Origin of the sequence: Bradyrhizobium sp. ma5, assembly GCF_042258955.1 — a bacterium.
Taxonomy (GTDB): Bacteria; Pseudomonadota; Alphaproteobacteria; order Rhizobiales; family Xanthobacteraceae; genus Bradyrhizobium.
In genome coordinates, this window is sequence record NZ_CP170156.1 from 7,287,093 (window position 1) to 7,308,093 (window position 21,001).

The following is a 21,001-nucleotide window of genomic DNA, read 5'->3' on the forward strand; positions in this document are numbered from 1 at the left end:
TTGCCGTGCATTGGCGCCTGGAATCGTCCTGTGTGCGCGGCAGCACATAGCTGGTGATAGCTCGATCACGGTCGCACCAGCGGCTCGGGCTCTGCCGGCTTGACGCCGGCTCCGACCGGTGCTGCCGCCTCCACGGCGCCTTTCAGCTCGATCTCGTAGTAGCCGCCGACCTTGATCGCGCCCCATTGCGTCGAGACCGCCACATTGATTCGTTGTCGCGCCGGCAGAACGGCATCGGTGTGCCGGTGGGCAACGCTGCCCTGGGACAGGACCTCGATGTGAGACAGCCGAACGCCGTCCGCATTCCAGAAGTTGAAGTTGAGATGCTGCGGCAGCGGACGGCCGAACACGCCCATCTCCTTGAAGGCAAGCTCGACATCGACATGGCCCGGCCCCGCCATGAAGCTGTAGTAATGACCGCGGACATCGTTGGTGATGTTGGCGCGATTGACGCCGACGCCGAGCACTGTCGGATAATGCGGATCGGTGGACTGCGCCGATGCCGGGCCGGCCAACCCGCCGATGCAGAGAAGCAGGCGCAGGCTCGGCACCACGACCATCCAGGGCGTGTTCGTCATGGTTGAAACGCCGCCGACGCTAGTTCGGGTTCGGAACAAAGATGACAATCTTCAGATCTCGCGACGGGGTGAAGTTCGTGTGCCGGACCTCGAAGCGGGTCGGTCCGGTCTTCTTGACGTCATCCGCCCAGAAGCTGACGAAATTGTTGGGCTCACCCTTGTCGATGGTGAGGTGAAAGTCGCCGATCGGCGCCGCCCAGTTGGCGCCGGTCGAGAGCACATAGGCAATCGACCGTTCACTGAACGGGGGATAGGGAGCGTGCCGGGTCGCGCGCGCCCGCTCGATGGTGCGGATCAAGTCGTCGTCGATGCAATATGAGGCGAGAAACTCCCGCGCTTCCGGATTGCTGCGCCAGTTGTCGGCGCCGATGATCGTCTGCACCGAGCCGCCGACGCTCGGACGATAGGTCTGCTCGAACATGATCTCCCGACCCGCAGGGAAGGTCTGCGTCCAGGTATAGGCCGAGCGCAACGTCCAGGTCGGCACCAGATGATCCTGCATCGGGCCACCCGACCCGTAGGTCTCGATTGCGCCGACGCCGAGCTTGACGAGCTCCGGCCAGTTCGATTTCGGCACCCTATCGAGTAGCTCGCCCGCAGGCCCCCTGATCGGCATCAGCGGAATTCCGAGCTTCCGCAACAGCGCCGGTCCACATCGTTCGCGAGCGCCGTCTGTTCGAGATGCGGCACGGCCGCCTTGCCGTCGACGATTACGTGGAAATCAAAGATGTTCTCGGGATCGTCGGTCGGGAGCCCGATATTCTCGTCGCCTTCCTTGCCGGCAATGTCCGGCATCGGGAACGCGATCAATATCGTTTTGTCGGCAGCCGAGGTGTTGAAGAACCGGTAGACGATCCGGACCTGCTTCTCGGAGATGAACAGATCCTCGGAACTCATCACGATATCGGGGTCCTGCTTGAAGCGAAGTCCCCCGGTTTCCAGTGCGGCGGACGTGTCATTCGCCCGCGCGCACCACGGCAGCAGCCCGGCAAGCAGGACCAGAAGGGCCCCTTTGGATATCGGAGGCATGGTCATTCCTTCTCGCTTGATTGGGGAAGCAAACTCGCGGCAGTCAGTCGCATCCGTCCTTGACCGGGAAGAAATCGGAGACGTCGACGCGCGTCGTCTCGATCGGCAGCACGACCCAACTGTCCATCTCGAGGTGACCGCAAAGCTTGACGACAGCGATCGATTTCCGGTCCCGCCAGGCCGTCACCGTGAAACCGATCGGGACTGCACTGCGCTCGAAAACAGCTGGCAATACCGGCGGCAGCGCCGACCGCAAGCGAGATCGTGATTTCGCCGGCGCCGGTGCCGCCAGGTCGGATCGGCGATTGCCGCGGTGATCCGAACGAGAGTTCGCTCCCGGCCGTGACCGCAACGGTCTGTTGGAACCCGTTCTCGATATTGAGCACTGGTTTCGCACTCGCGGCCTCGGTGGCGATCGGCGCTATTCCCGCTAGAAGGCAGAGAATCACTGATGCTGATCGAATGAGTGAAGCCGACATGAGCGCAATGCTTCCTGAATGAGTGCGCCAGGAGCCGAACAGGTTCGCCGCGTCGCGATCTTTCCCTCGAATCCAATGTCGATACATGCGCAGCCGAGGCCTTCGCTGCGAACGGTATTGAAGGGCAAGCATACTCTTCCTATTGCGCAACGATCACGTTCCACGTCGTGCCAGGCTTGGGACGATGGATCTCGACGGTTCCAAATCCAGCTTCCCGCAAGGCATGCCTGACATCGTCGACGGCTCGAAAAGTGAAGATGTCCTTGGGAAATCCCAGGCGCTCCATCACATCACCCGGCAGGAAACCGAGCGCGAGCACGCCATCTGCCTTGAGCACCCGCCTGATCTCGCTGGCACCTATGGACAGCGATCGCCAGAAGTACACGGTGTTGACGCTGCACACCTTGTCGAATTGATCACTCTCCAGCGGCAAGGCCTCGATTTCTCCGATCCGAAAGTCGGCGCGCCCGGCGTCAATCGCATTCCGATATCGCGCTGTCGCCCATGCCACCACGTCTTGGGAGCGATCGACCGCCGTCACATGAGCAGCGCAGTCGAGCAAAGGCGCGAGCGTCGCGCCGCCGCCGAACCCGATTTCGGCGACGCGGTCGGAGGACTTCACGTCGAGCAACTCCAGCGCAAAGCGGTTTATCCGGCTGTTGTGCCGGTTCATCAGGCCGCCAACGAAACGACCGAAGACGCCGCGCGGATGAGCGAGATGGCGAGCGATCAAGCGAGGCGGAGCCATGATACGTCCTGAAATTTGAGCCGATCATACGTGCGATACGGCGCCAATGGTGCCGGCCTGAGCGGATCGTCCCGTAGGCAAGATCGCGCGGAAGCTGCCCTCTTATGCGCTGAGAGGAAGTGTCGCACGGACCGATGCGACAGCGATTTGGACATATGCGACATCTGTCGACGACGTGAATGGAGTTTGTCGCTGCATGCTGCCCGACGGCAGGAATTGTATGCAGGTCGGCCGCCCGCTAATGATTGCCGGCCTCGGACGCTCCGGTATCGTCAGCAAGCTTCAAAAGGATTGGACAAGCGACATGCGCGGATCATATCGGCGGATATCCGGATCGTTCTTGTTGATCGGCGCGGCACTGATCGTGACAGCCGGCGCAACGCCAGCACCGGAAAGCCTGATCCGTTGGGATGCAAAGAACGCCTACCTCAAATGCGACGGCGCGATCGACGGCACCATCGCCTGGCCTTCCCGGCCGCAGGCGACGTGCGTTGCGATGCTGATGTGCGCGAATGAGCGAGCGCTATCCGCAGAGCGTCACCGGCGGCTGATCGAACAGATCCGGCGGGTGCCGGGTTGTGGAGAGCCGTAAGGAGCGGTCGGGCGGGACAAGGGGGAGTTCAGCCGTTCGGTCAGGAACGCCGCGGCACCGCGCGAATATCCGACGGCGTCACGCCGTACTGCCGGCGGAAGGTGCGGTTGAAGTAGGACAGATCGCCGAACCCGACTTCGAACGCAATCGTGCCGATGGCGCTGCGGCTGTGGCGCGGATCGGTCAGCAGATGATGCGCGCGCGCCAGGCGCTGGCCGAGCACGAATTCCGAGAATGTCGAACCCGCGCTCTCGAACAGCCTCTGGATATGGCGCGGCGTGAGCCTAAGCCGCGCAGCCACCGCGGGCAGTGTGAGGTCGCCATAGCCGAGATTGTCACTGATGTCGGCCTTGACCGCGGCAAGCCGGGCCGCCGCCAGTCCGCCGTCTTCCGCCGCAACTGCCGCATCCCGGTTGGCGCCGATGATCAGCGCGCCGAGATCGATCAGATGCTTGACGACGGCACCGCGCAGCTCGGGGGTCGAAAGCTGGTAGCTGTCGTCGAGCTCCCTGATGTAAAGCGCCAGCAGCCGCATCGCCTCGGTGTTCGCCGGCAGCGGACGGATCAGCATGTCTTCGGGATCGTTGACCAGCGATGCGAGCGCGTTGCGCGGCAGCCGGAGACCGACGAAGCGGCTCGGCGACACCGGCACCACTATGTTGCCGGCTTCCGCGCTCGACTGCAGCACGGCCTGGCCCGGGCTGAGCTCGATATCGCGACCGCGCTGCGAGGCGCGGGTGCTGCCGCTCGTGATGATCGTCAGCACCAGGTCGTCGGTGCCGTCGAGCAGTTCGCGTGGTCTTGCGATCTTGAGATTGCTGCAGGCCCAGGACCCGATGCCGAGCCCGGACAATTCGCGCACATTGGCTTCGGCATGAAACGCGCCGTCGTCAAGCGGCTCCGGATCGAGCTTCACGATCATCCGCCCGATCTGCTCGCGAAAGATCGGCAAGCGATCGCGCTCGCCGAAATGCGCGGTCGAGAATCGAAACCCTGTGATATCGCCCGACTGCATTGTCATCGGCTCGCCCTCATGGTGGCGGAAGTCGCCGTTCATATGCGGCTGATTTGCGGCAGCGCACACCCGAGCATGGGGGCCATGCAACGCCACGTTGAACGTGAACCTTTCGCCGGTTCCCCCGATGACTCGATCTGACAAGTGTCAAGCATCGCGCATAAACTTCGCAAATGCGCAGCCTGGTACGGCGCGCGCGAAATTCCTTCGACCTTGATGGATTTTGTCGCGCCCGAATTCGCGACCGGGACTAAAATTGTCCTCGCTCCGATACGCCCGAACACGCCGTCCGCATCGGAGCGCGGATAAATTATAATTGACTGACCGGACGGTCAATAGTAATCCGGTCGCAGGTCATGCGACCTCGGTCATCAGAAGCCGCAACGGGAGGTAATCATGGTCAGCGATTTGGTGTTGACCGATATCCGCGCCGGATATCGCGTCCTGACGCTCAACAGGCCCGACCGCCTGAATTCATTCAGCGCCGATCTGCACGCCGCATTGATGGCCGCGCTGATTGCAGTCGAACAGGACAAGTCCTGCCGCGCGCTGATCCTGACCGGGGCCGGACGCGGGTTCTGCGCCGGGCAGGATCTTTCGGACGGCGTGTTCACGCCGGGCGAAACGCCTGATCTCTCGGTGCCGATCGAAAAATACTACAACCCGCTGGTGCGCAAGCTGCGCAGCATCCCGATGCCGGTCGTGTGCGCCGTCAACGGCGTGGCCGCGGGCGCTGGCGCGAATGTGGCCCTTGCCTGCGATATCGTGATCGCCGCACGATCGGCCAAGTTCATTCAGGCCTTCGCGAAGCTCCGCCTCGTCCCGGATTCCGGTGGCACCTGGTTCCTGCCGCGGCTCGTCGGCGGAGCGCGGGCTCGTGCGTTGACCATGCTCGCCGAACCGATCTCCGCGGAGCGGGCGGAGACATGGGGCATGATCTGGAGAGTGGTCGAGGATTCCGACCTGATGGCGGAGGCCCACGCCCTCGCCGCCTCTCTCGCGACGCAGCCGACCGATGGTCTTGCGCTGATCAAGCAGGCGCTCGATGCCTCCGAGACCAACACGCTCGACGCGCAACTTGATCTCGAGCGCGACCTGCAGGGCCGCGCGGGCCGGTCGGCGGACTATGCCGAAGGCGTCACGGCGTTCCTCGAAAAGCGCACGCCGCGCTTTCTTGGACGAGCCTAGAATTGAACGTTCGCCCGCAAGGCAAGACGCATCATTGATCACAAAGTCAGAGGGTTCGATTTCGATGACACAGCCTCAATCCAGTGGCGCACGGACGGCAGACACCGTCATGAAGCTCAGCAGTTTCGTCCGCGGAAACTGGACCGGTTCCGGCGAGCCGGCCACCGAGATTCGCAGCGCCGTCACCGGCGACGTGGTGGCACTCGCAACCAGAACCGATCTCGACATGCGCGAGATCCTCGCCTATGGCCGCACGGTCGGCGGCAAGAATCTCCGCAAGCTGTCGTTCCACCAGCGTGCCGGCCTGCTGAAGACGCTGGCCGACTATCTGAGCCAACACAAGGACCGGCTCTACAGACTGTCGCTCCATGCGGGCGCAACCCGCACCGACGCCATGATCGACGTCGATGGCGGCATCGGCACGCTGTTCGCCTATGCCAGCAAGGGCCGCCGCGAGCTTCCGAACACCAGATACCTGCTCGACGGCAACGTCGAGGGTCTCTCCAAGGGCGGCGCATTCGCTGGTCAGCACATCGTCACGCCGTTGCATGGCGTGGCCGTGCACATCAACGCGTTCAACTTCCCGTGCTGGGGCATGCTGGAGAAGATGGCGCCCGCGCTGCTCGCCGGCGCTCCCGTCGTCACCAAGCCTGCGACCGTCACCTCCTATGTCGCCTACGAGCTGGCGCGGATGATCACCGAATCCGGCGCACTGCCGGAAGGCGTCCTGCAGTTCATCGTCGGATCGACCGGCGACCTGTTCGACCATCTCACCTGCCAGGACGTGGTGTCCTTCACCGGCTCGGCCGACACATCGCAGAAACTACAGCGGCATCCGGTCATCGCGCGCGAAGCGGTCCGGTTCATCGCCGAGCGGGATTCGCTCAACGCGGCGATCCTCGCGCCGGACGCCGTGCCGGGAACCCCGGAGTTCGACCTCTTCATCAAGGAGGTGGCGAAGGAGATGACGGTCAAGGCCGGGCAGAAATGCACCGCGATCCGCCGTGCATTGGCGCCGTCGGCGCAGATCGACGCCGTCATCACGGCGCTGCGCGAGCGTCTCGCCAAGGTCACGATCGGCAATCCCGAGAACGAGAAGGTCAGGATGGGACCGCTGGTCGGCCTCGCTCAGCGCAGCGATGTGCTTGCCCACGTGGCGAGGCTTCGCACCGAAGCCGAACTGGTGGCCGGCGATCCCGACAATTTCGCGCTGGTCGACGCTGACGCCAAACGCGGCGCCTTCGTTCCGCCGCTGCTGCTGCACTGCGCGAAACCGCTCGCCGCAACCGCGGTCCACGAAATCGAGGCGTTCGGGCCGGTCTGCACCGTGATGGGCTATGACGATCTGGAGCAGGCCATCGCGCTGACCAATCGCGGCGGCGGCAGCCTGGTCGCATCGGTCTACACCCACGACATCCCGGCCGCGACCGAGCTCGCGTTCGGCATCGGCAGTTTTCACGGCCGTGTCGCGATCATCGATCGCGACTGCGCGACCGAGCACACCGGACATGGCTCGCCGATGCCGCAGATGGTTCACGGCGGACCGGGCCGGGCCGGCGGCGGCGAGGAACTGGGCGGCGTCCGCAGCCTCCAGCACTACATGCAGCGCACCGCGTTGCAGGGCTCGCCCGCGATGCTGAGCGGCGTCACCGGCCGCTGGTTCAAGGGCAGCCCGGTGCTCGAAGGTGATCTGCACCCGTTCCGCTATCACTACGACGATCTCGAGATCGGGCGCACGCTGGTCTCGAAGTCGCGCCAGATCACGCTCGACGACATCGAACACTTCGCGCATTTCACGGGCGACACCTTCTACGCCCATATGGACGAGGAAGCGACCAAGGGGCACCCGTTCTTCCCGGGCCGCGTCGCGCATGGCTACCTGCTGCTGTCGTTCGCGGCCGGCCTGTTCGTCGATCCGGATTACGGTCCGGTGCTGGCGAATTACGGCCTCGACTCGCTGCGCTTCGTCAAGCCCGTGCAGCCGGGCGAACAGATCCAGGTGCGGCTGACCGCGAAGGAGAAGACGCCACGCAACAAGCAGTATGGCGAGGTGCGCTGGGACGTCGAGATCACGACAGGGACCGGTGAGACCGCGGCGACCTACGAGCTTCTGACGATGAACGCGATGCGGGCATAACGCGCGGCTCAGAGCAACTCGGCCTGCCGGCTTCGGCCGGCGGGCTTTGCCTTGCTGCGGGGCCGGGCGGCGGCCGCGTCCGCGGCACCGGCCAGCACCAATCGCGCGACGAAGTCGGCGTATTCGGCGCGGGTCATCGGCCCGCCGTCGCGAAACCACATATAGTGCCAGTTCAGCATGCCGAAGACGCTCATCGTCAGCGGCTTGAGGACGCGCTTCTGCTTCGCCGCCGGCACGGCCGCGGCGAGCGCATCCGACATGATCCCGACCAGGATGCGCTCGCTCGCAAGCAGCGGCTGCTGCTTGTCCTTCGGCAGCAGCTTGAGGCTCGCAATCTGGACCTGATGCTCGGCGTCGGCATGCCGGTAGAGCTCGAGCAGGGTCGCCACGATCGTCCTGAAGCGCTCGACCGGATCGCCGGCCTGTGCGCTCGCCTTCCGAACCGCCGCCACGAGCGTCTCGAGATGCGACGACAGGATGTCGAACAGGATCGCCTCCTTGTCGGGGTAATAGTGATAGAGCAGCGCCTTCGAGACCCCGCACGCATCCGCGATCGTGTTCATCGACGTGCCGACATAGCCCGATGCGGCAAACAGCTCGGCCGAGCGATGCAGCATCGAGAGGCGCTTGTCGTCGTAGTCCTTGGCGCGCGATCGGGCCATGTCTTTCCGTTCCATCGGCCGCCGTCCGGCCATCGTCAGGAGATGTCAATCAACGGCAAAGTTCCGAAACCACCGCCCTGCTTGCGCGGGGCGGCGTCCGAACCAGCATTTATCGACCATCCGGTCAAATAATTCCATGGCTGAGTTGGAATGGCGCCTCTCTGGGACGTCAGTCGAGCTTGAACGGCTCCGATCCGGGATAGGAGTGGGCAACGAACTCGCAGAAGGCGCGGGCCGCCGGTGAAAGCGCCGCGTTGCCCTTCCAGGCAAGCCCGACATCCATGGTATGGACGTCGTCATCAAGCGTCTTGAGCTCGATGCGATGTCCCTCGAGCGACCAGGGACGGTAGACCATGTCCGACAGGATGGTGATCCCCATCCCGGTCGCGACCATGCTGCGCACGGCCTCTACCGACAGGGTGCGGAAGATGACGTTGGGCACGTGTGCCGTGTGCTGCCAGTAGCGCATCGCTGAGCGTTCGGCTTCGTCGACGGTCAACATCAGATAAGGCTCGCTCGCCAGATCGGTCAGCTTGATGTTGTCCTTGCGCAGCAGCGGATGATTGACGCATGTCCACAAGCGACGCGCCGAGCGTAACAGCAGCCGCGAGCGAATGGAGTGCCGGTCATGCAGATTCGCGATCAGCATGATGGCCGCATCGACACTGCCGCTGATCAGGCTCTGCTCGATCGCATCACGTTGAAACTCGTGCAGCCGGACCGTGATGCCCGGGAAGGACCGCCAGAACCGCGTCAGCAATGGCGGCAGGAAATATCCGGCCACGGTATAGCTCACGGCCACGTCCACAGTGCCGTCGACCTGCGTCCCCCAGCGATGCGGCCCCCGTGTCGCATCCGACACGCTTGCTTCGATCGCGCGGGCGCGCTGCAAGAACTCGTGGCCGTCAAACGTCAGCGTCACGCCGTTGGAATGGCGGTCGAACAATTTGCGGCCGAGCTCGGTCTCGAGCGCCTTGATGGACGACGTGACCGCCGATTGCGTCACGTTCAGAGCTGCCGCGGCCGCGGAAACGCGTCCGCTCTCCGCCGTCGCGATGAAGTGCCGAACCTGACGGAACGTCAGAGACATAAAAATTTCCGATATCAGCGAACGATATTTCGAATTTTACAATCCCGCGACGGAACGAAAAGATCAATCCGTCGGTTCCGGGTGAGAAGGCGTTGAGATGATGTCCGAAGGTTTGGAATTGGTCGCTCGCGGTGTCAGCGTCCAATTCGAAGGCCTGAAGGCGCTGTCCGACGTTACACTAGCCGTGCCGCGGGGGCATATCGCCGGACTGATTGGGCCCAATGGGGCCGGCAAAACCACCCTTATCAATGTATTGACCGGTTTCCAGCCGGTCGGCGCGGGCACCGTGGAGCTGGAAGGCGAAACGCTCAACGGCATTGCAGCGCACATGCTGCGACGCAAAGGCGTGGCGCGGACCTTCCAGTCGGGCCGGCTTTTCCGCGACCTGCCTGTCATGGACAACCTGGAAGTGACCGGCGTCGGCCTCGGTCAGGGCCGTCCCGACGCGATCAGCGAGGCCGAGCGGGTGATGGCCTGGCTCGGCATTTCGCATCTTGCCAACTGCATTGCCGGCGCATTGCCCTATACCGACGAGCGCCGCGTTGCCATCGGCCGCGCCATCATGGGCACGCCGCGATATCTGCTGCTCGACGAACCAGCGGCAGGCATGTCGGAGCATGAGAGCCACGAGCTCGCCGGCATCATCCGCAGGATCGCATCCGAGCTCAATGTCGGCGTGCTGCTGATCGAACACAATATCGGCCTCGTGCTGGAGCTCTGCGAGCGCATCTTCGTGCTCGATTCCGGCGAGATCATCGAAGTCGGCCCGCCCGCCCAGATCCGCAACAGCGATGCCGTGCGGCACGCCTATATGGGCACGCAGCGCGATGAATTAATTCCACCGGTCGCAGCCGAAGCGGCCGTGGCGTCATGACCGCGCTCGTCGTCGACGACATCACGGTCAGCTACGGCCGCCTCACGGCGCTCCGCGGCGTAACATTGACGGTCGATGAAGGCGAAATCCTGTTCGTGACCGGCCCCAACGGCGCCGGCAAGTCGACGCTGCTCAACGCCATCGCAGGCGTCGTGCCGCCTAGCTCCGGCTCCATCATGATCGACGGCGCAAGGATCACCGGTGCCGCGCCCGAAGATATCGCCCGGCGCGGGTTTTCGCTGGTGCCGGAAGGACGCAACGTCTTCGGCGCACTGACGATCGAGGAGAACCTGAAGGTCGGCACCGGCATGCGCGCCGACCGCAAGGCAATCGCCGGCGACCTGGATCGGGTCTACCAGGAATTCCCGATGCTGGCCGAGCGCCGCCACAGCCCGGCGGGCATGCTCTCCGGCGGCCAGCAGCAGATGCTGGTCATCGGCCGCGCGCTAATGGCCGCGCCCCGCATCATGGCGATCGACGAGCCGTCGCTGGGTCTCGCGCCGAAGATCATCGACCAGGTCTACGAGATCCTGCTGCGGCTGCGGGCCCAGCGCAGGCTCACGCTGCTGATCGTCGAGCAGAGCTCGACGCGCGCCATGATGACGGGCGGGCGGATGGTCCTGATCCGCGGTGGCCGCATCGTGCTCGAGGGCCCCGCGGTCGACATGGTCAGGGATGATCGCCTGAAGCAGACCTATTTCGGCTTCGGAGATCACTGAGATGCGCGAGCTGCTCCAGATCATCTTCGACGCGCTGAGCCTCGGCAGCCTCTATGCGCTGGGCGCGCTCGGCATCGCCCTGATCTTCGGCGTCATGCGGCTCGTCAATTTCGCCCACGGTGATTTCATCGCCTTCTGCGTCTTCGCGATGCTGTGGCCGTCGATCGATGCGGCGGCGATCGTATTTGCCGGCCAGTTGCCGTTCTACCTGCTGATCCCGCTGCTGCTGCTGATTGGCGCTGCGCTGTCCATCCTGTCGGAGGTCGTCGTGTTCCGGCGCTTCCGCAACGCCAATCCGGCGACGATGATGATCGCGTCCTTCGCGCTCGGCTTCGTCATCCGGCATGTCCTGCTGATGCTGTTTTCCAGCCGACCGAAGTCGATCACGCTGTGGCCGAGCCTCGGCCTGCCGGTCGAAGTCTTCGGCGCGCACATCCCGATGCTCCAGGTCGTGACCATCATCATCACGCTGGCCGTGCTTGTGATCCTCGTCCTGTTCCTGAAGCGCACACGCTACGGGCTCGAGATGCGCGCCGCGGCCGATAATTTCACCATGGCGCGCATGCTCGGGGTCCGCGCCAACGGTGTGATCCTGCTGGCCTTCGCCATCAGCGGCATGCTGGCGGCGGCGATCGGCCTGATCCTGGCGACCAATTCCGGCACCGCCGACATCGGCATGGGCGCCAACGTGATGCTGATCGCGTTCATCGCGACCGTGATCGGCGGTCTCGGCAGCATTCCCGGTGCCGTTGCCGCCGGCTTCCTGATCGGTGCGGCCAGCGTCGTATTCCAGGCGACCTTGCCGCACGACGCCCGCGTGTTCCGGGACGCTTTCGTCTACGGCGCCGTCATCGTCGTGCTTCTGGTGCGGCCGCAGGGCCTGTTCGCACCGAAATCCGCCAAGCAGAGGGTCTGATCGATGTCGCAGCGGCCGTCCGTCATTCGGCAAACGATCATCACGCCGATCGTGCTGATCGTGGCGCTGCTCATCATGGCCGCCCTCTCCTATCAGTTCGGCAGCCGGGCCTTCAACCGCACCGTGGTCGAGATGTTCATCAACATCATGGTGGTGGTCGGCCTCTACGTCTTCGTCGGCAATTCGGGCCTGCTGTCGTTCGGCCATATCAGCTTCATGTGCCTCGGCGCCTACATGACCGCCTGGCTCACCATTCCGCCGGTGATGAAATCGATCACGCTCAAGGGCCTGCCGGCGTGGCTGCTCCATGCGCAACTGCCGATGTGGGTGGCGACGCCGATCTCCGGCCTGTTTGCCGCATTGTTCGCGCTGATCGTCGGGCGCGTCATCATGCGCCTGTCGGGCATTGCGGCCTCGATTGCGACCTTCGGCCTGCTCGGCGTCATCAACAACGTCTATTCGAACTGGGATTCGGTGACGGGCGGACAAGGCTCGATCGTCGGCATTCCGCCCACCATGAATGTCTGGACCGCATGGATCGGCGGCGCCGTGGCCATCGCGATCGCCTATCTCTACTCGATCTCGCGCTCGGGCCTCGCGCTGCGCGCCACGCGCGACGAAGCGGTCGCCGCCAGCGCCTCCGGCATCGACATCGTCCGCGAACGGCTGATCGCCTTCGTCGTCAGCGCCTTCATCATCGGGCTCGCCGGCGCGCTGTACGCGCATTTCCTGAGCATCGTCAATCCCGGCGCATTCTATCTGCGGACCACCTTCATCACGCTGTCGATGCTGGTCGTCGGCGGCATGTACAGCCTGAGCGGCGCCGTCTCCGGCGTGGTCGCGATATCGGTGCTGATCGAGCTGTTCCGTGACCTCGAGAAGGGCATCAGCCTGGGCGGGCACACCGTCGGCCTGCCGAACGGCGTCCAGGAGATCGCGATCGGGATCATCACCATCGTGATCCTGATGTACCTGCCGACGGGATTGACCCGCAACCGGGAGTTCTCCTGGCGCCGATGGCCGTTGCAGCGGCGCCTGACCCGACCTGTCCAGACCGCACTGAAGGAACTGCACTGACGCTCGTTTATAAAATTGGAGGAGTGGGATATGCGCTTTACGACATTACTCGGCATTCTGGCCGGAGCATCCGCGCTCTGGTTCACGCCGGCCCAGGCGGCCGACGAGATCGTCGTTGGTTTTGCGACCGCGGCATCCGGATTCATGCAGGCCTATGACAAGCCGGCGCAGGACGCGGCGCTGATCCGGATCGATGAGATCAACAAGGCCGCCGGCCTGCTGGGCAAGAAGATCAAGCCGGTGTTTGCCGACACCAAGACCGATCAGGCCGAAGGCGCCAAAGCCGGCCTTGCGGTGCTCGACCAGGGCGCCGACCTCGTGATCGTCTCCTGCGACTACGATTACGGTGCGCCCGCGGCGCTGCAGGCACAGGCGGCCGGCAAGGTTTCCTTCTTCCTTTGCGCAGAATCGATCAAGGCCGGCATTCCCGGCGTCGGCCCGTTCTCATTCTCGGCCTCGGTGCTGGCACCGGTGCAGGGCGCAACCATGTCGGAATGGGCGTACACCAAGAAGAACGCGCGCAGCTTCTATCGGCTGCTCGACAGCTGGACCGTCTACAACAAGGGCATTTGCGACGGCTTCGACTGGATGCTGCCGCGCCTGAAGGAGGCCAAGCTGGTCGGCAGCGACACGTTCAAGAACGACGATGCCTCGATCGCGTCGCAGATCACGCGGATCAAGAGCCTGCCGAAGGAACCCGACGCCATCATGCTCTGCACGATGATGCCGGGCGCCGTGTCCGCCATCAAGCAGATCCGCGCCGCCGGCATCAAGTCGATGATCCTCAACGGCTCGGGCGTCGACGGCAGCTACTGGTTGAACGCCGTTCCTGATCTCTCGAACTTCTATGTTCCGGTGCAGGGCTCGGTCTACGGCGACGATCCGAACCCGAAGGTCAACGAGTTCAACAAGAAGTACAAGGAAGTCACCGGCGGCGACCCGTCCAGCCAGTACGTCTATCCGGGCTACGTCCTGATCGACGTCTGGGCCAAGGCGGTCGAACGCGCCAAATCGACGGATGCGGCGCCCGTCGTGGCCGAGCTCGAGAAGATGAAGGACGAGTCCACGCTGTTCGGGCCGCGCACCTTCAGCAAGGACATCCACCACCAGAACCAGGGCCGTTACCTGATCGTCGACACTGAGGCCGGCAAGCCGAAGGTGATCGACCAGTGGACGATCTCGGAAAAGATCCCGCTCGATTATCTGGTGTCCAAGTAACCCGGCAACGCGCCGCCCCGGGTGCGCCGGACGCACCCCGGGCGGCCGCGACGGTCGTATGCAAAGCAAGTTGGAAGGAAATCAGGAGATGGTCGTGATCAACTGCGACATGGGCGAGGCCTACGGCCTCTACAAGATGGGCGACGACAAGGCATTGATGCCCCATATCGACGTCGCCAACGTCGCCTGCGGCTTTCATGCCTCCGACTTCAACCACATGCGCAAGACGGTGCAACTTGCCAAGCAGTTCGGCGTCAAGGTCGGCGCGCACCCCTCGCTGCCGGATCTGCAGGGATTTGGCCGTAGGGAGATGAAGATCAGCCGCGAGGAGCTCACCAACTGCCTGCTCTACCAGATCGGCGCCCTCAAGGCGTTCCTGGATGCCGAAGGCATGGCGCTCAATCATATCAAGCCGCACGGCGCGCTCTACGGCATGGCCTCGCGCAACGAGGACATCGCCGAAGCCGTGGCTGACGCCGCCGATGTCTACAAGGTGCCGCTGCTCGGCATGAAGGGAACGCTGCACCAGCAGGTCTACGAGCGCCGCGGCCACGCCTTCGTCGCCGAGTACTATGCCGACCTCGACTACAATGCCGATGGCAGCCTGATCATCACCCGCGAGCACGAGGCGAAGGATCCGGCCGAGGCCGCCACGCGCTGCGCAAGAGCCGTCAACGAGGGCAAGACGCGCACGGTGGCGGGAAACGATATCGTGGTCGGCGCCGATTCGATCTGCATTCACTCCGACACGCCGAACGCCGTCGCCATCGCGGAGGCCGTCCGCGAAGCGGTTCGTCCCTATCTCACCGCGCGCTGAGCCGTCGCGGCAAGAAAACCAATTACCCACGAGGAAACCATGGCAACGCAGCAGATCTTCTCGCCGCTCCCGGGCATCTTTTATCGCAAGCCGTCGCCCGACAAGCCGTTCTACAAGAACGACGGCGACGTCGTCACGGAGAGTGACACGATCGGGCTCATCGAGGTGATGAAATCGTTCAATGAGGTGAAGGCCGGCGCCGCCGGCAAGATCGTTCGCTTCCTGGCCGAGAATGAAGATGCCGTGATGGCCGGCCAGCCGATCGCCGAAATCGACGTTTGAGCCCGACCAGCCATGGCGATCAAGAAGCTCCTCATAGCCAATCGCGGCGAGATCGCGGTGCGCATCATCCGCGCAGCACGCGATCTCGGCATTGCGACGGTCCAGGTCTACAGCAAGGCCGACAAGGATTCGCTCGCGGTGAGGCTCGCCGACGAGTCGGTCGATATCGGTCCGCCGCAGGCGTCAAAATCCTATCTCAACCAGGCGACCATCCTCGCTGCGGCGCAGGGTGCCGGTGCCAACGCCATCCACCCCGGCTACGGCTTCCTGGCCGAGAATGCCGAGTTCGCGGCCGCGGTCGAAGCGGCCGGATTGATCTTCGTCGGCCCGACCGCGCAATCGATCCGCCTGATGGGCGACAAGGTTGCAGCGCGCGAGGCCGCCGCCTCGGCCGGCGTGCCGACCGTCCCCGGCAGCCAGGGGCGGCTGGAGTCGGCGGACGCGGCCTTCGCGCTGGTCGAGAAAACCGGTTTCCCTGTCATGATCAAGGCCGCCGCCGGCGGCGGCGGACGCGGCATTCGCATCGCGCGCTCCGCCGAGGAATTTCATCATCTGATGCCGCAGGCGCAGGCCGAGGCGCTCGCCGCCTTCGGCGACGGCGGGCTCTATGTCGAGAAGCTGATCGAAGGCGCACGGCACATCGAGGTCCAGGTGCTCGGCGATGGACGCGACGTGATCCATTGCTTCGAGCGCGAATGCTCGTTGCAGCGGCGCCGTCAGAAGGTCTGGGAAGAAGCCCCTTCGCCCTCGCTCACCCAGGCGGTGCGTGAAAAGCTCTGCACGTCCGCCGTGGCGCTGGCCAAGGCAGTCAACTACCGTGGCGCCGGGACGCTCGAATATTTCTACGACGACAGGACCGGCGAATTCTACTTCCTCGAGATGAACACCCGCATCCAGGTCGAGCATCCCGTCACCGAAATGGTCACCGGCATCGACCTCGTGCGCGAGATGATCCGGATCGCCGGCGGCGAGCCCTTGCGCATTTGTCAGAACGAAGTGCGCGTCAGCGGTCATTCGATCGAGATCCGCATCAACGCCGAGGACCCCGCCAGGAATTTCCTGCCCAATCCGGGTACGGTGAGCGCACTCAGCGTCCCCGGCGGCGACGGTGTGCGCTTCGACAGCATGCTCTATGCGGGCTACACGGTGCCTCCCTTCTACGACAGCCTGCTCGGCAAGCTGATCGTGCACGACAAGGATCGGTCGAGCGCGATCAGAAAGCTCGAGCGCGCGCTCGCCGAACTCAGCGTCGAAGGCATCTTCACGACAAAGCCCCTGCATCAGGCGCTGGCGCGCGACGCCGACGTCAAGGCCGGACGCTTCCATACGACATGGCTCGAACCGTGGCTGGAGTCCCATGCCGCCGGCCTTGCCACCGCTAAGCCGCCATCGGCCGTGAAGGTCGCGCCATGATGGCGAGAGAATCCGCCCCGTCAGCAACAGGAGGCCGCTAGTCATGCAAACTCGATTTTCCTTCGGCGGCGACGAGCACATTTTCGCCGAGGTCGGCGAAGCGATGTCGCTCGAGGCCTTTTTCAAGAGCCTCTTCATCACCAATGCGGTGCGCGACGCCAAGATCAGGGGTGTCACGGAGATCTGCCCGGCCAACGCGTCCTATCAGGTCAAGTTCGATCCGGATCAGATCAAGCCGGACGACCTCTTGACCGAGCTGAAGCGGCTGGATTCCGCATCCGAGAAATCGGAACCGGTGATCAAGACGCGGATCATCGAGATTCCCGTGCTCTACAACGATCCCTGGACGCATGAGACGTTGATGCGCTTCCGCGAGCGTCATCAGGATCCGAACGGGACCGACCTCGAATACGCCGCGCGCATCAACGGCCTCGATAGCGTCGACGCCTTCATCAAGGCGCATTCCAGCGCGCCCTGGTTCGTCTCGATGGTCGGCTTCGTCGCCGGCCTGCCCTTCCTCTACCAGATGGTCGAGCGCAAGCGGCAGCTTCAGGCGCCGAAATATCTGCGCCCGCGCACCGACACGCCGAAGCTCACCGTCGGACATGGCGGCTGCTTCAGCTGCATCTACTCGGTGCGCGGTGCCGGCGGCTACCAGATGTTCGGCATCACACCGATGCCGATCTATGACCCCAACCAGAACATCAGCTATTTGCGCGACTTCATGTGCCTGTTCAAACCGGGCGACATCGTGAAGTGGAAACCGATCGACCGGGCGGCCTATGACGCGGCGGTCGCCGACGTCGACGCCGGCCGCTTTGCGCCTGTGATCCGCGACGTCTCGTTCTCGCTGACCGAATTCAACCGCGACGTTGATGCCTACAACGCCAAGCTCGATGGAGTCCTCCATGGCCGTTAAGGTTTTGAAGCCGGGTCTTGCGACCACCGTCCAGGACCTCGGACGTCCGGGCTATTATCACATCGGCATCCCGCTCTCCGGCGCCATGGACCGTCACGCGCTGGTCGCGGCCAATTTGCTGGTCGGCAACGACGCGGGTGCTGCCGTGCTCGAGGCCGTGTTCATGGGACCCGAACTCGAATTCACCGCAGGCACGACCGTCGCGATCACCGGCGCCGAGCTGCCGCCGAAACTCGACGGCGAGCCGCGCGAAACCTGGACCAGCTTCAGGGTGAAGCGCGGCCAGATCCTCTCCTTCGATTTCCTCAAGCGGGGTGCGCGCGGCTACATCGCAGTCGCCGGCGGAATCGACGTGCCCACCGTGCTCGGCTCGCGCTCGACCTACGCGCTCGGCGCGCTCGGTGGCTTCAAGGGCCGCAAGCTCGAGGCCGGCGACGAACTGCCAATCGGCACTGCCGCCGCGACGGGCAAGGATGGACGCAGCGTTGCCAGGGATCTGCGCGGGCAACCGGCAGGGATGCCGACGGAACTACGCGCCATGCCCGGTCTCTACTGGCACCGCATCACCGAGGCGGCCGGCAACGGCTTCTTCTCCGACACCTGGAAGGTGGCGCCGGAAGCCGACCGGATCGGCTACCGCTTCAAGGGCGGCAAGCCGCTCGAATTCGTCCCGCGCGAACCGCCGTTCGGCGCCGGCTCCGACCCGTCCAACATCACCGATGCCTGCTATCCCTACGGCTCGATCCAGGTTCCCGGCGGCACCGAACCGATCGTGCTGCATCGTGACGCAGTGTCCGGCGGCGGCTACTTCATGGTCGGGACCGTGATCGCCGCGGACATGGATCTGATCGGCCAGCTGCAGCCCAATACGCCGGTGAAATTCGTCAAGGTCGACATGAACCAGGCGCTTGCGGCCCGCAAGCGCCGGTCGGAATTGCTGGGCAAGCTGCACAGCGCGCTGGCGTAGCCGCCGGCAGCCGCGTCCCTATCCGCCAAAGACCGCGGCCACCGATCGGGGTGACCGCGCGTATTCCAGGCTTCAGGCCGTCGGTTGCGGCCTCTCCCGCCTGATATTGACGTCACCGCGCGTTCTGTACCTGTCGGCACGAGAGTTGCAACGAATGCAGCCGGGCTGAGAAACACCGCTCATGAGTTAGGCAACATCGGAACAACCGCGATGTCCGTTTCTCTGAAACAGATCCGCTACTTCGTCGCCGCCGCCGAGACCGGGCGCATCAGCCAGGCGGCGATCGACCTCAACGTCTCGCAATCCGCGGTCACCGCGGCCATTCAGCAACTCGAAGCGACCGTCTGCGCTCGCCTGCTGGAGCGCGCGCCGAACGGCGTGACGGTCACCATGGAGGGCAGCCGCTTCCTGTCCCAGGGCCGTCAAATCCTCGCCGCCGTCGCCGAAGCCGTGCGGAACACGCAGATGTCCGCGGGACCACTGTTCGGAACGGTCCGCATCGGCGTCACCTACACCGTGTCGGGCTACTTCTTGCCGCGCCATCAGAAACGCTTCCAGGCAAGCTTTCCCGGCATCACGATCGAGCTGTTCGAGGCGCCGCGCGACGTGCTCGAACGTGCGCTCGTCGACGGCGCGCTCGATCTCGCGGTGATGCTGGTCTCGAACCTGCGAGACAACGCCAAGCTGACCAGCGAGACGCTGCTGCGATCGCCGCGCCGCCTGTGGCTTGCGCCCGAGCATCCGCTGACCCGCGCCGAGCGGGTCCATCTCGCCGACATCGCCACCTATCCTTACGTCATGCTCACCGTCGACGAAGCCAAGCACACCTCGATGCGCTATTGGAGCAACGCCTCGCTCGAACCGAACACGATCTTCCGCACCTCCTCGGTCGAGGCCGTGCGCTCCATGGTCGCAGGCGGCATGGGCATCGCCATTCTCTCCGACCTGATCTACCGGCCCTGGTCGCTGGAGGGACAGCGGATCGAGACCCGCGTCATCGAGGACGAGGTGCCCAGCATGGATATCGGTCTTGCGTGGCGGCGCGACATCAAGCCGTCGGAAGCCGCGATGGCGTTCCGCGATTTCATGCGCTTTGCGGTTGCAGGCGTCGGGCCGGCCCGGCCCCCGGTCAGCATGGATCACCGGCACCAAGCCGAGGAGGCGATCGAAATCTAGAAATATCTGTTTCCGTTTTATTCGACTTGACGCCGTCCGGCAGTCCTCGCCAAACTTTGGCCTGGGACACGACGACCGGAGGCACAGCCGGCGGCGGGGAGTGAGACATGCAAGTCACCTACACGACCAACGACATCCCGCTGCAGACGCGCCGCCAGTACTGGCAGGAGGTCGTCTCGAAGACTTATTACTCGCTCGACCTGCGTTTTCCGAGCACCCGCGACTTCAATGCGCGCCTCGGCGCCTGGTCGATGGGCCCCCTCTCGGTGTCCCGCAACATTGCAAATGGCCTGCTTTACAAGCGGCATGAGCGGCATCTGCTGAGCGAGCGGGAGGAATCCTTCCTGATCACGGTGCCCGAACTTGCCGAAATCCGTTTCGAGCAGGACGGCAAGGTGGTGCACTGCCGGCCGGGCGCGTTCCTGATCGAGCGCAGCCACCTCCCCTACGAGTTCAGCCATCAGGATCCGACGGCGCTGTGGTGCCTGAAGATCCCGAGCGCGGTGCTGCGCAGCCGGATTTCGCGGCCCGAGCGCCTCGCCACGTTGCAATTCGACGCCAGCCGCAGCGTCGGCGCGCTGTTCGTCGACACGCTGCGCCTCTCCGGTGAGCGGATCGAGGAAATGGACGAGACGGCGCGCGCGATGATGGGCAAGCACCTCATCGAGCTGCTTGCGATGGCCATCGAATCCGACGACCGCGTGCTGACCGGCCACTCGTCCTCGGTGCGCAACGGCCATCTGCTGCGCTGCGAGCAGTTCATCCGCGCTCGCCTCGACGACATGCGGCTCACCCCGCAGATGGTCGCCGACGGCTGCGGCATCTCGCTGCGCTATCTGCACCAGATCTTCGAGGGCGAGGGTCTGACCGTCTGCGCCTACATCCGCAACCAGCGGCTAGCGATGTGCGACGCCCTGCTTCGCGATGCGAGCTGCCGCAAGAGCATCTCGGAAATCGCCTACCAATGGGGCTTTGCCGACCAGGCGCAATTCAGCCGCAACTATCGCGGCCGGTTCGGCTGCACCCCGAGCGAGGCGCGCGCCACCTCGCGCGCCGCCAACGCCTGAACACGGCATCGCAACCGCACCCACCTGACCGGCTAACC

Annotated in this window: 21 protein-coding genes and 1 pseudogene; 15 read left to right on the plus strand and 7 right to left on the minus strand. The window is 64.3% G+C overall.

Going from position 1 to position 21,001, the window contains the following annotated elements; translation table 11 throughout:
- Positions 1 to 65 precede the first annotated feature (65 nt).
- From ACE103_RS34390 to ACE103_RS34405, 4 genes and pseudogenes are all read right to left on the minus strand, one after another.
- A complete protein-coding gene (locus tag ACE103_RS34390; protein WP_375776639.1) occupies positions 66 to 578 on the minus strand; it encodes a hypothetical protein in 513 nt (170 codons plus the stop codon).
- A gap of 19 nt (positions 579 to 597) precedes the next feature.
- Positions 598 to 1,613: pseudogene (locus ACE103_RS34395) on the minus strand (DUF4424 domain-containing protein).
- A gap of 37 nt (positions 1,614 to 1,650) precedes the next feature.
- Positions 1,651 to 1,863 carry a hypothetical protein gene (locus ACE103_RS34400; RefSeq protein ID WP_375776640.1) on the minus strand — a complete coding sequence of 71 codons (213 nt, stop codon included), beginning with the start codon at positions 1,861 to 1,863 and terminating at the stop codon, positions 1,651 to 1,653.
- A gap of 362 nt (positions 1,864 to 2,225) precedes the next feature.
- Complete coding sequence (locus ACE103_RS34405) at positions 2,226 to 2,834, minus strand: class I SAM-dependent methyltransferase (protein WP_375776641.1); 609 nt, start codon at positions 2,832 to 2,834, stop codon at positions 2,226 to 2,228.
- 196 nt (positions 2,835 to 3,030) lie between these two features.
- Here ACE103_RS34405 and ACE103_RS34410 point away from each other — a divergent pair, with 196 nt between their 5' ends.
- The gene (locus tag ACE103_RS34410; RefSeq protein ID WP_375776642.1) at positions 3,031 to 3,426 is read left to right on the plus strand and encodes a hypothetical protein; all 396 of its coding nucleotides are present in this window, start codon (positions 3,031 to 3,033) and stop codon (positions 3,424 to 3,426) included.
- Between the two features lie 40 nt (positions 3,427 to 3,466).
- Here ACE103_RS34410 and ACE103_RS34415 read toward each other — a convergent pair whose 3' ends face one another.
- Positions 3,467 to 4,447, minus strand: a complete 981-nt coding sequence (locus tag ACE103_RS34415; RefSeq protein WP_375776643.1) for an AraC family transcriptional regulator — start codon at positions 4,445 to 4,447, stop codon at positions 3,467 to 3,469.
- Positions 4,448 to 4,837: 390 nt separating this feature from the next.
- On the opposite strand from ACE103_RS34415, the gene paaG reads away from it, so the two are divergent.
- Positions 4,838 to 5,629: a 2-(1,2-epoxy-1,2-dihydrophenyl)acetyl-CoA isomerase PaaG gene (gene paaG, locus ACE103_RS34420; RefSeq protein ID WP_375776644.1), complete on the plus strand. Its 792-nt coding sequence runs from the start codon at positions 4,838 to 4,840 to the stop codon at positions 5,627 to 5,629.
- A 109-nt stretch (positions 5,630 to 5,738) separates the two neighbouring features.
- A complete protein-coding gene (gene paaZ, locus ACE103_RS34425; protein WP_375776645.1) occupies positions 5,739 to 7,766 on the plus strand; it encodes a phenylacetic acid degradation bifunctional protein PaaZ in 2,028 nt (675 codons plus the stop codon).
- A gap of 8 nt (positions 7,767 to 7,774) precedes the next feature.
- Here paaZ and ACE103_RS34430 read toward each other — a convergent pair whose 3' ends face one another.
- Together ACE103_RS34430 and ACE103_RS34435 are read right to left on the minus strand one after the other, a co-directional pair.
- Positions 7,775 to 8,428 carry a TetR family transcriptional regulator gene (locus ACE103_RS34430; protein WP_375776646.1) on the minus strand — a complete coding sequence of 218 codons (654 nt, stop codon included), beginning with the start codon at positions 8,426 to 8,428 and terminating at the stop codon, positions 7,775 to 7,777.
- A gap of 169 nt (positions 8,429 to 8,597) precedes the next feature.
- Positions 8,598 to 9,518 (minus strand): LysR substrate-binding domain-containing protein, encoded by a 921-nt coding sequence (locus ACE103_RS34435; RefSeq protein WP_375776647.1) that lies wholly within the window; start codon positions 9,516 to 9,518, stop codon positions 8,598 to 8,600.
- A 100-nt stretch (positions 9,519 to 9,618) separates the two neighbouring features.
- Here ACE103_RS34435 and ACE103_RS34440 point away from each other — a divergent pair, with 100 nt between their 5' ends.
- The 12 genes from ACE103_RS34440 (at position 9,619) to ACE103_RS34495 (ending at position 20,963) form a co-directional block, all read left to right on the plus strand.
- Entirely contained in the window at positions 9,619 to 10,392 is a 774-nt protein-coding gene (locus ACE103_RS34440) for an ABC transporter ATP-binding protein (protein WP_375776648.1), read from the plus strand.
- Positions 10,389 to 11,111 (plus strand): ABC transporter ATP-binding protein, encoded by a 723-nt coding sequence (locus ACE103_RS34445; protein WP_375776649.1) that lies wholly within the window; start codon positions 10,389 to 10,391, stop codon positions 11,109 to 11,111. The genes ACE103_RS34440 and ACE103_RS34445 overlap by 4 nt, the downstream gene beginning before the upstream one ends.
- 1 nt (position 11,112) lies before the next feature.
- Positions 11,113 to 12,027, plus strand: coding sequence for a branched-chain amino acid ABC transporter permease (locus ACE103_RS34450; RefSeq protein WP_223969618.1), 915 nt, complete (start codon positions 11,113 to 11,115; stop codon positions 12,025 to 12,027).
- A gap of 3 nt (positions 12,028 to 12,030) precedes the next feature.
- Positions 12,031 to 13,104 (plus strand): branched-chain amino acid ABC transporter permease, encoded by a 1,074-nt coding sequence (locus tag ACE103_RS34455; protein ID WP_223969619.1) that lies wholly within the window; start codon positions 12,031 to 12,033, stop codon positions 13,102 to 13,104.
- A gap of 30 nt (positions 13,105 to 13,134) precedes the next feature.
- A complete protein-coding gene (locus ACE103_RS34460) occupies positions 13,135 to 14,322 on the plus strand; it encodes an ABC transporter substrate-binding protein (RefSeq protein ID WP_375776650.1) in 1,188 nt (395 codons plus the stop codon).
- 88 nt (positions 14,323 to 14,410) lie between these two features.
- On the plus strand, positions 14,411 to 15,139 hold the full coding sequence (locus tag ACE103_RS34465; protein ID WP_375776651.1) for a LamB/YcsF family protein: 729 nt from the start codon (positions 14,411 to 14,413) through the stop codon (positions 15,137 to 15,139).
- 39 nt (positions 15,140 to 15,178) lie between these two features.
- Positions 15,179 to 15,421, plus strand: coding sequence for an acetyl-CoA carboxylase (locus ACE103_RS34470; protein WP_223969622.1), 243 nt, complete (start codon positions 15,179 to 15,181; stop codon positions 15,419 to 15,421).
- Positions 15,422 to 15,433: 12 nt separating this feature from the next.
- Positions 15,434 to 16,834: an acetyl-CoA carboxylase biotin carboxylase subunit gene (locus ACE103_RS34475; RefSeq protein ID WP_375776652.1), complete on the plus strand. Its 1,401-nt coding sequence runs from the start codon at positions 15,434 to 15,436 to the stop codon at positions 16,832 to 16,834.
- 43 nt (positions 16,835 to 16,877) lie between these two features.
- Positions 16,878 to 17,753 carry an allophanate hydrolase subunit 1 gene (locus tag ACE103_RS34480; protein ID WP_223969624.1) on the plus strand — a complete coding sequence of 292 codons (876 nt, stop codon included), beginning with the start codon at positions 16,878 to 16,880 and terminating at the stop codon, positions 17,751 to 17,753.
- The gene (locus ACE103_RS34485; protein WP_375776653.1) at positions 17,743 to 18,720 is read left to right on the plus strand and encodes a biotin-dependent carboxyltransferase family protein; all 978 of its coding nucleotides are present in this window, start codon (positions 17,743 to 17,745) and stop codon (positions 18,718 to 18,720) included. The genes ACE103_RS34480 and ACE103_RS34485 overlap by 11 nt, the downstream gene beginning before the upstream one ends.
- Positions 18,721 to 18,930: 210 nt before the next feature.
- Complete coding sequence (locus tag ACE103_RS34490; protein WP_375776654.1) at positions 18,931 to 19,896, plus strand: LysR family transcriptional regulator; 966 nt, start codon at positions 18,931 to 18,933, stop codon at positions 19,894 to 19,896.
- A gap of 107 nt (positions 19,897 to 20,003) precedes the next feature.
- Entirely contained in the window at positions 20,004 to 20,963 is a 960-nt protein-coding gene (locus ACE103_RS34495; protein ID WP_375776655.1) for a helix-turn-helix domain-containing protein, read from the plus strand.
- Positions 20,964 to 21,001: the final 38 nt, after the last annotated feature.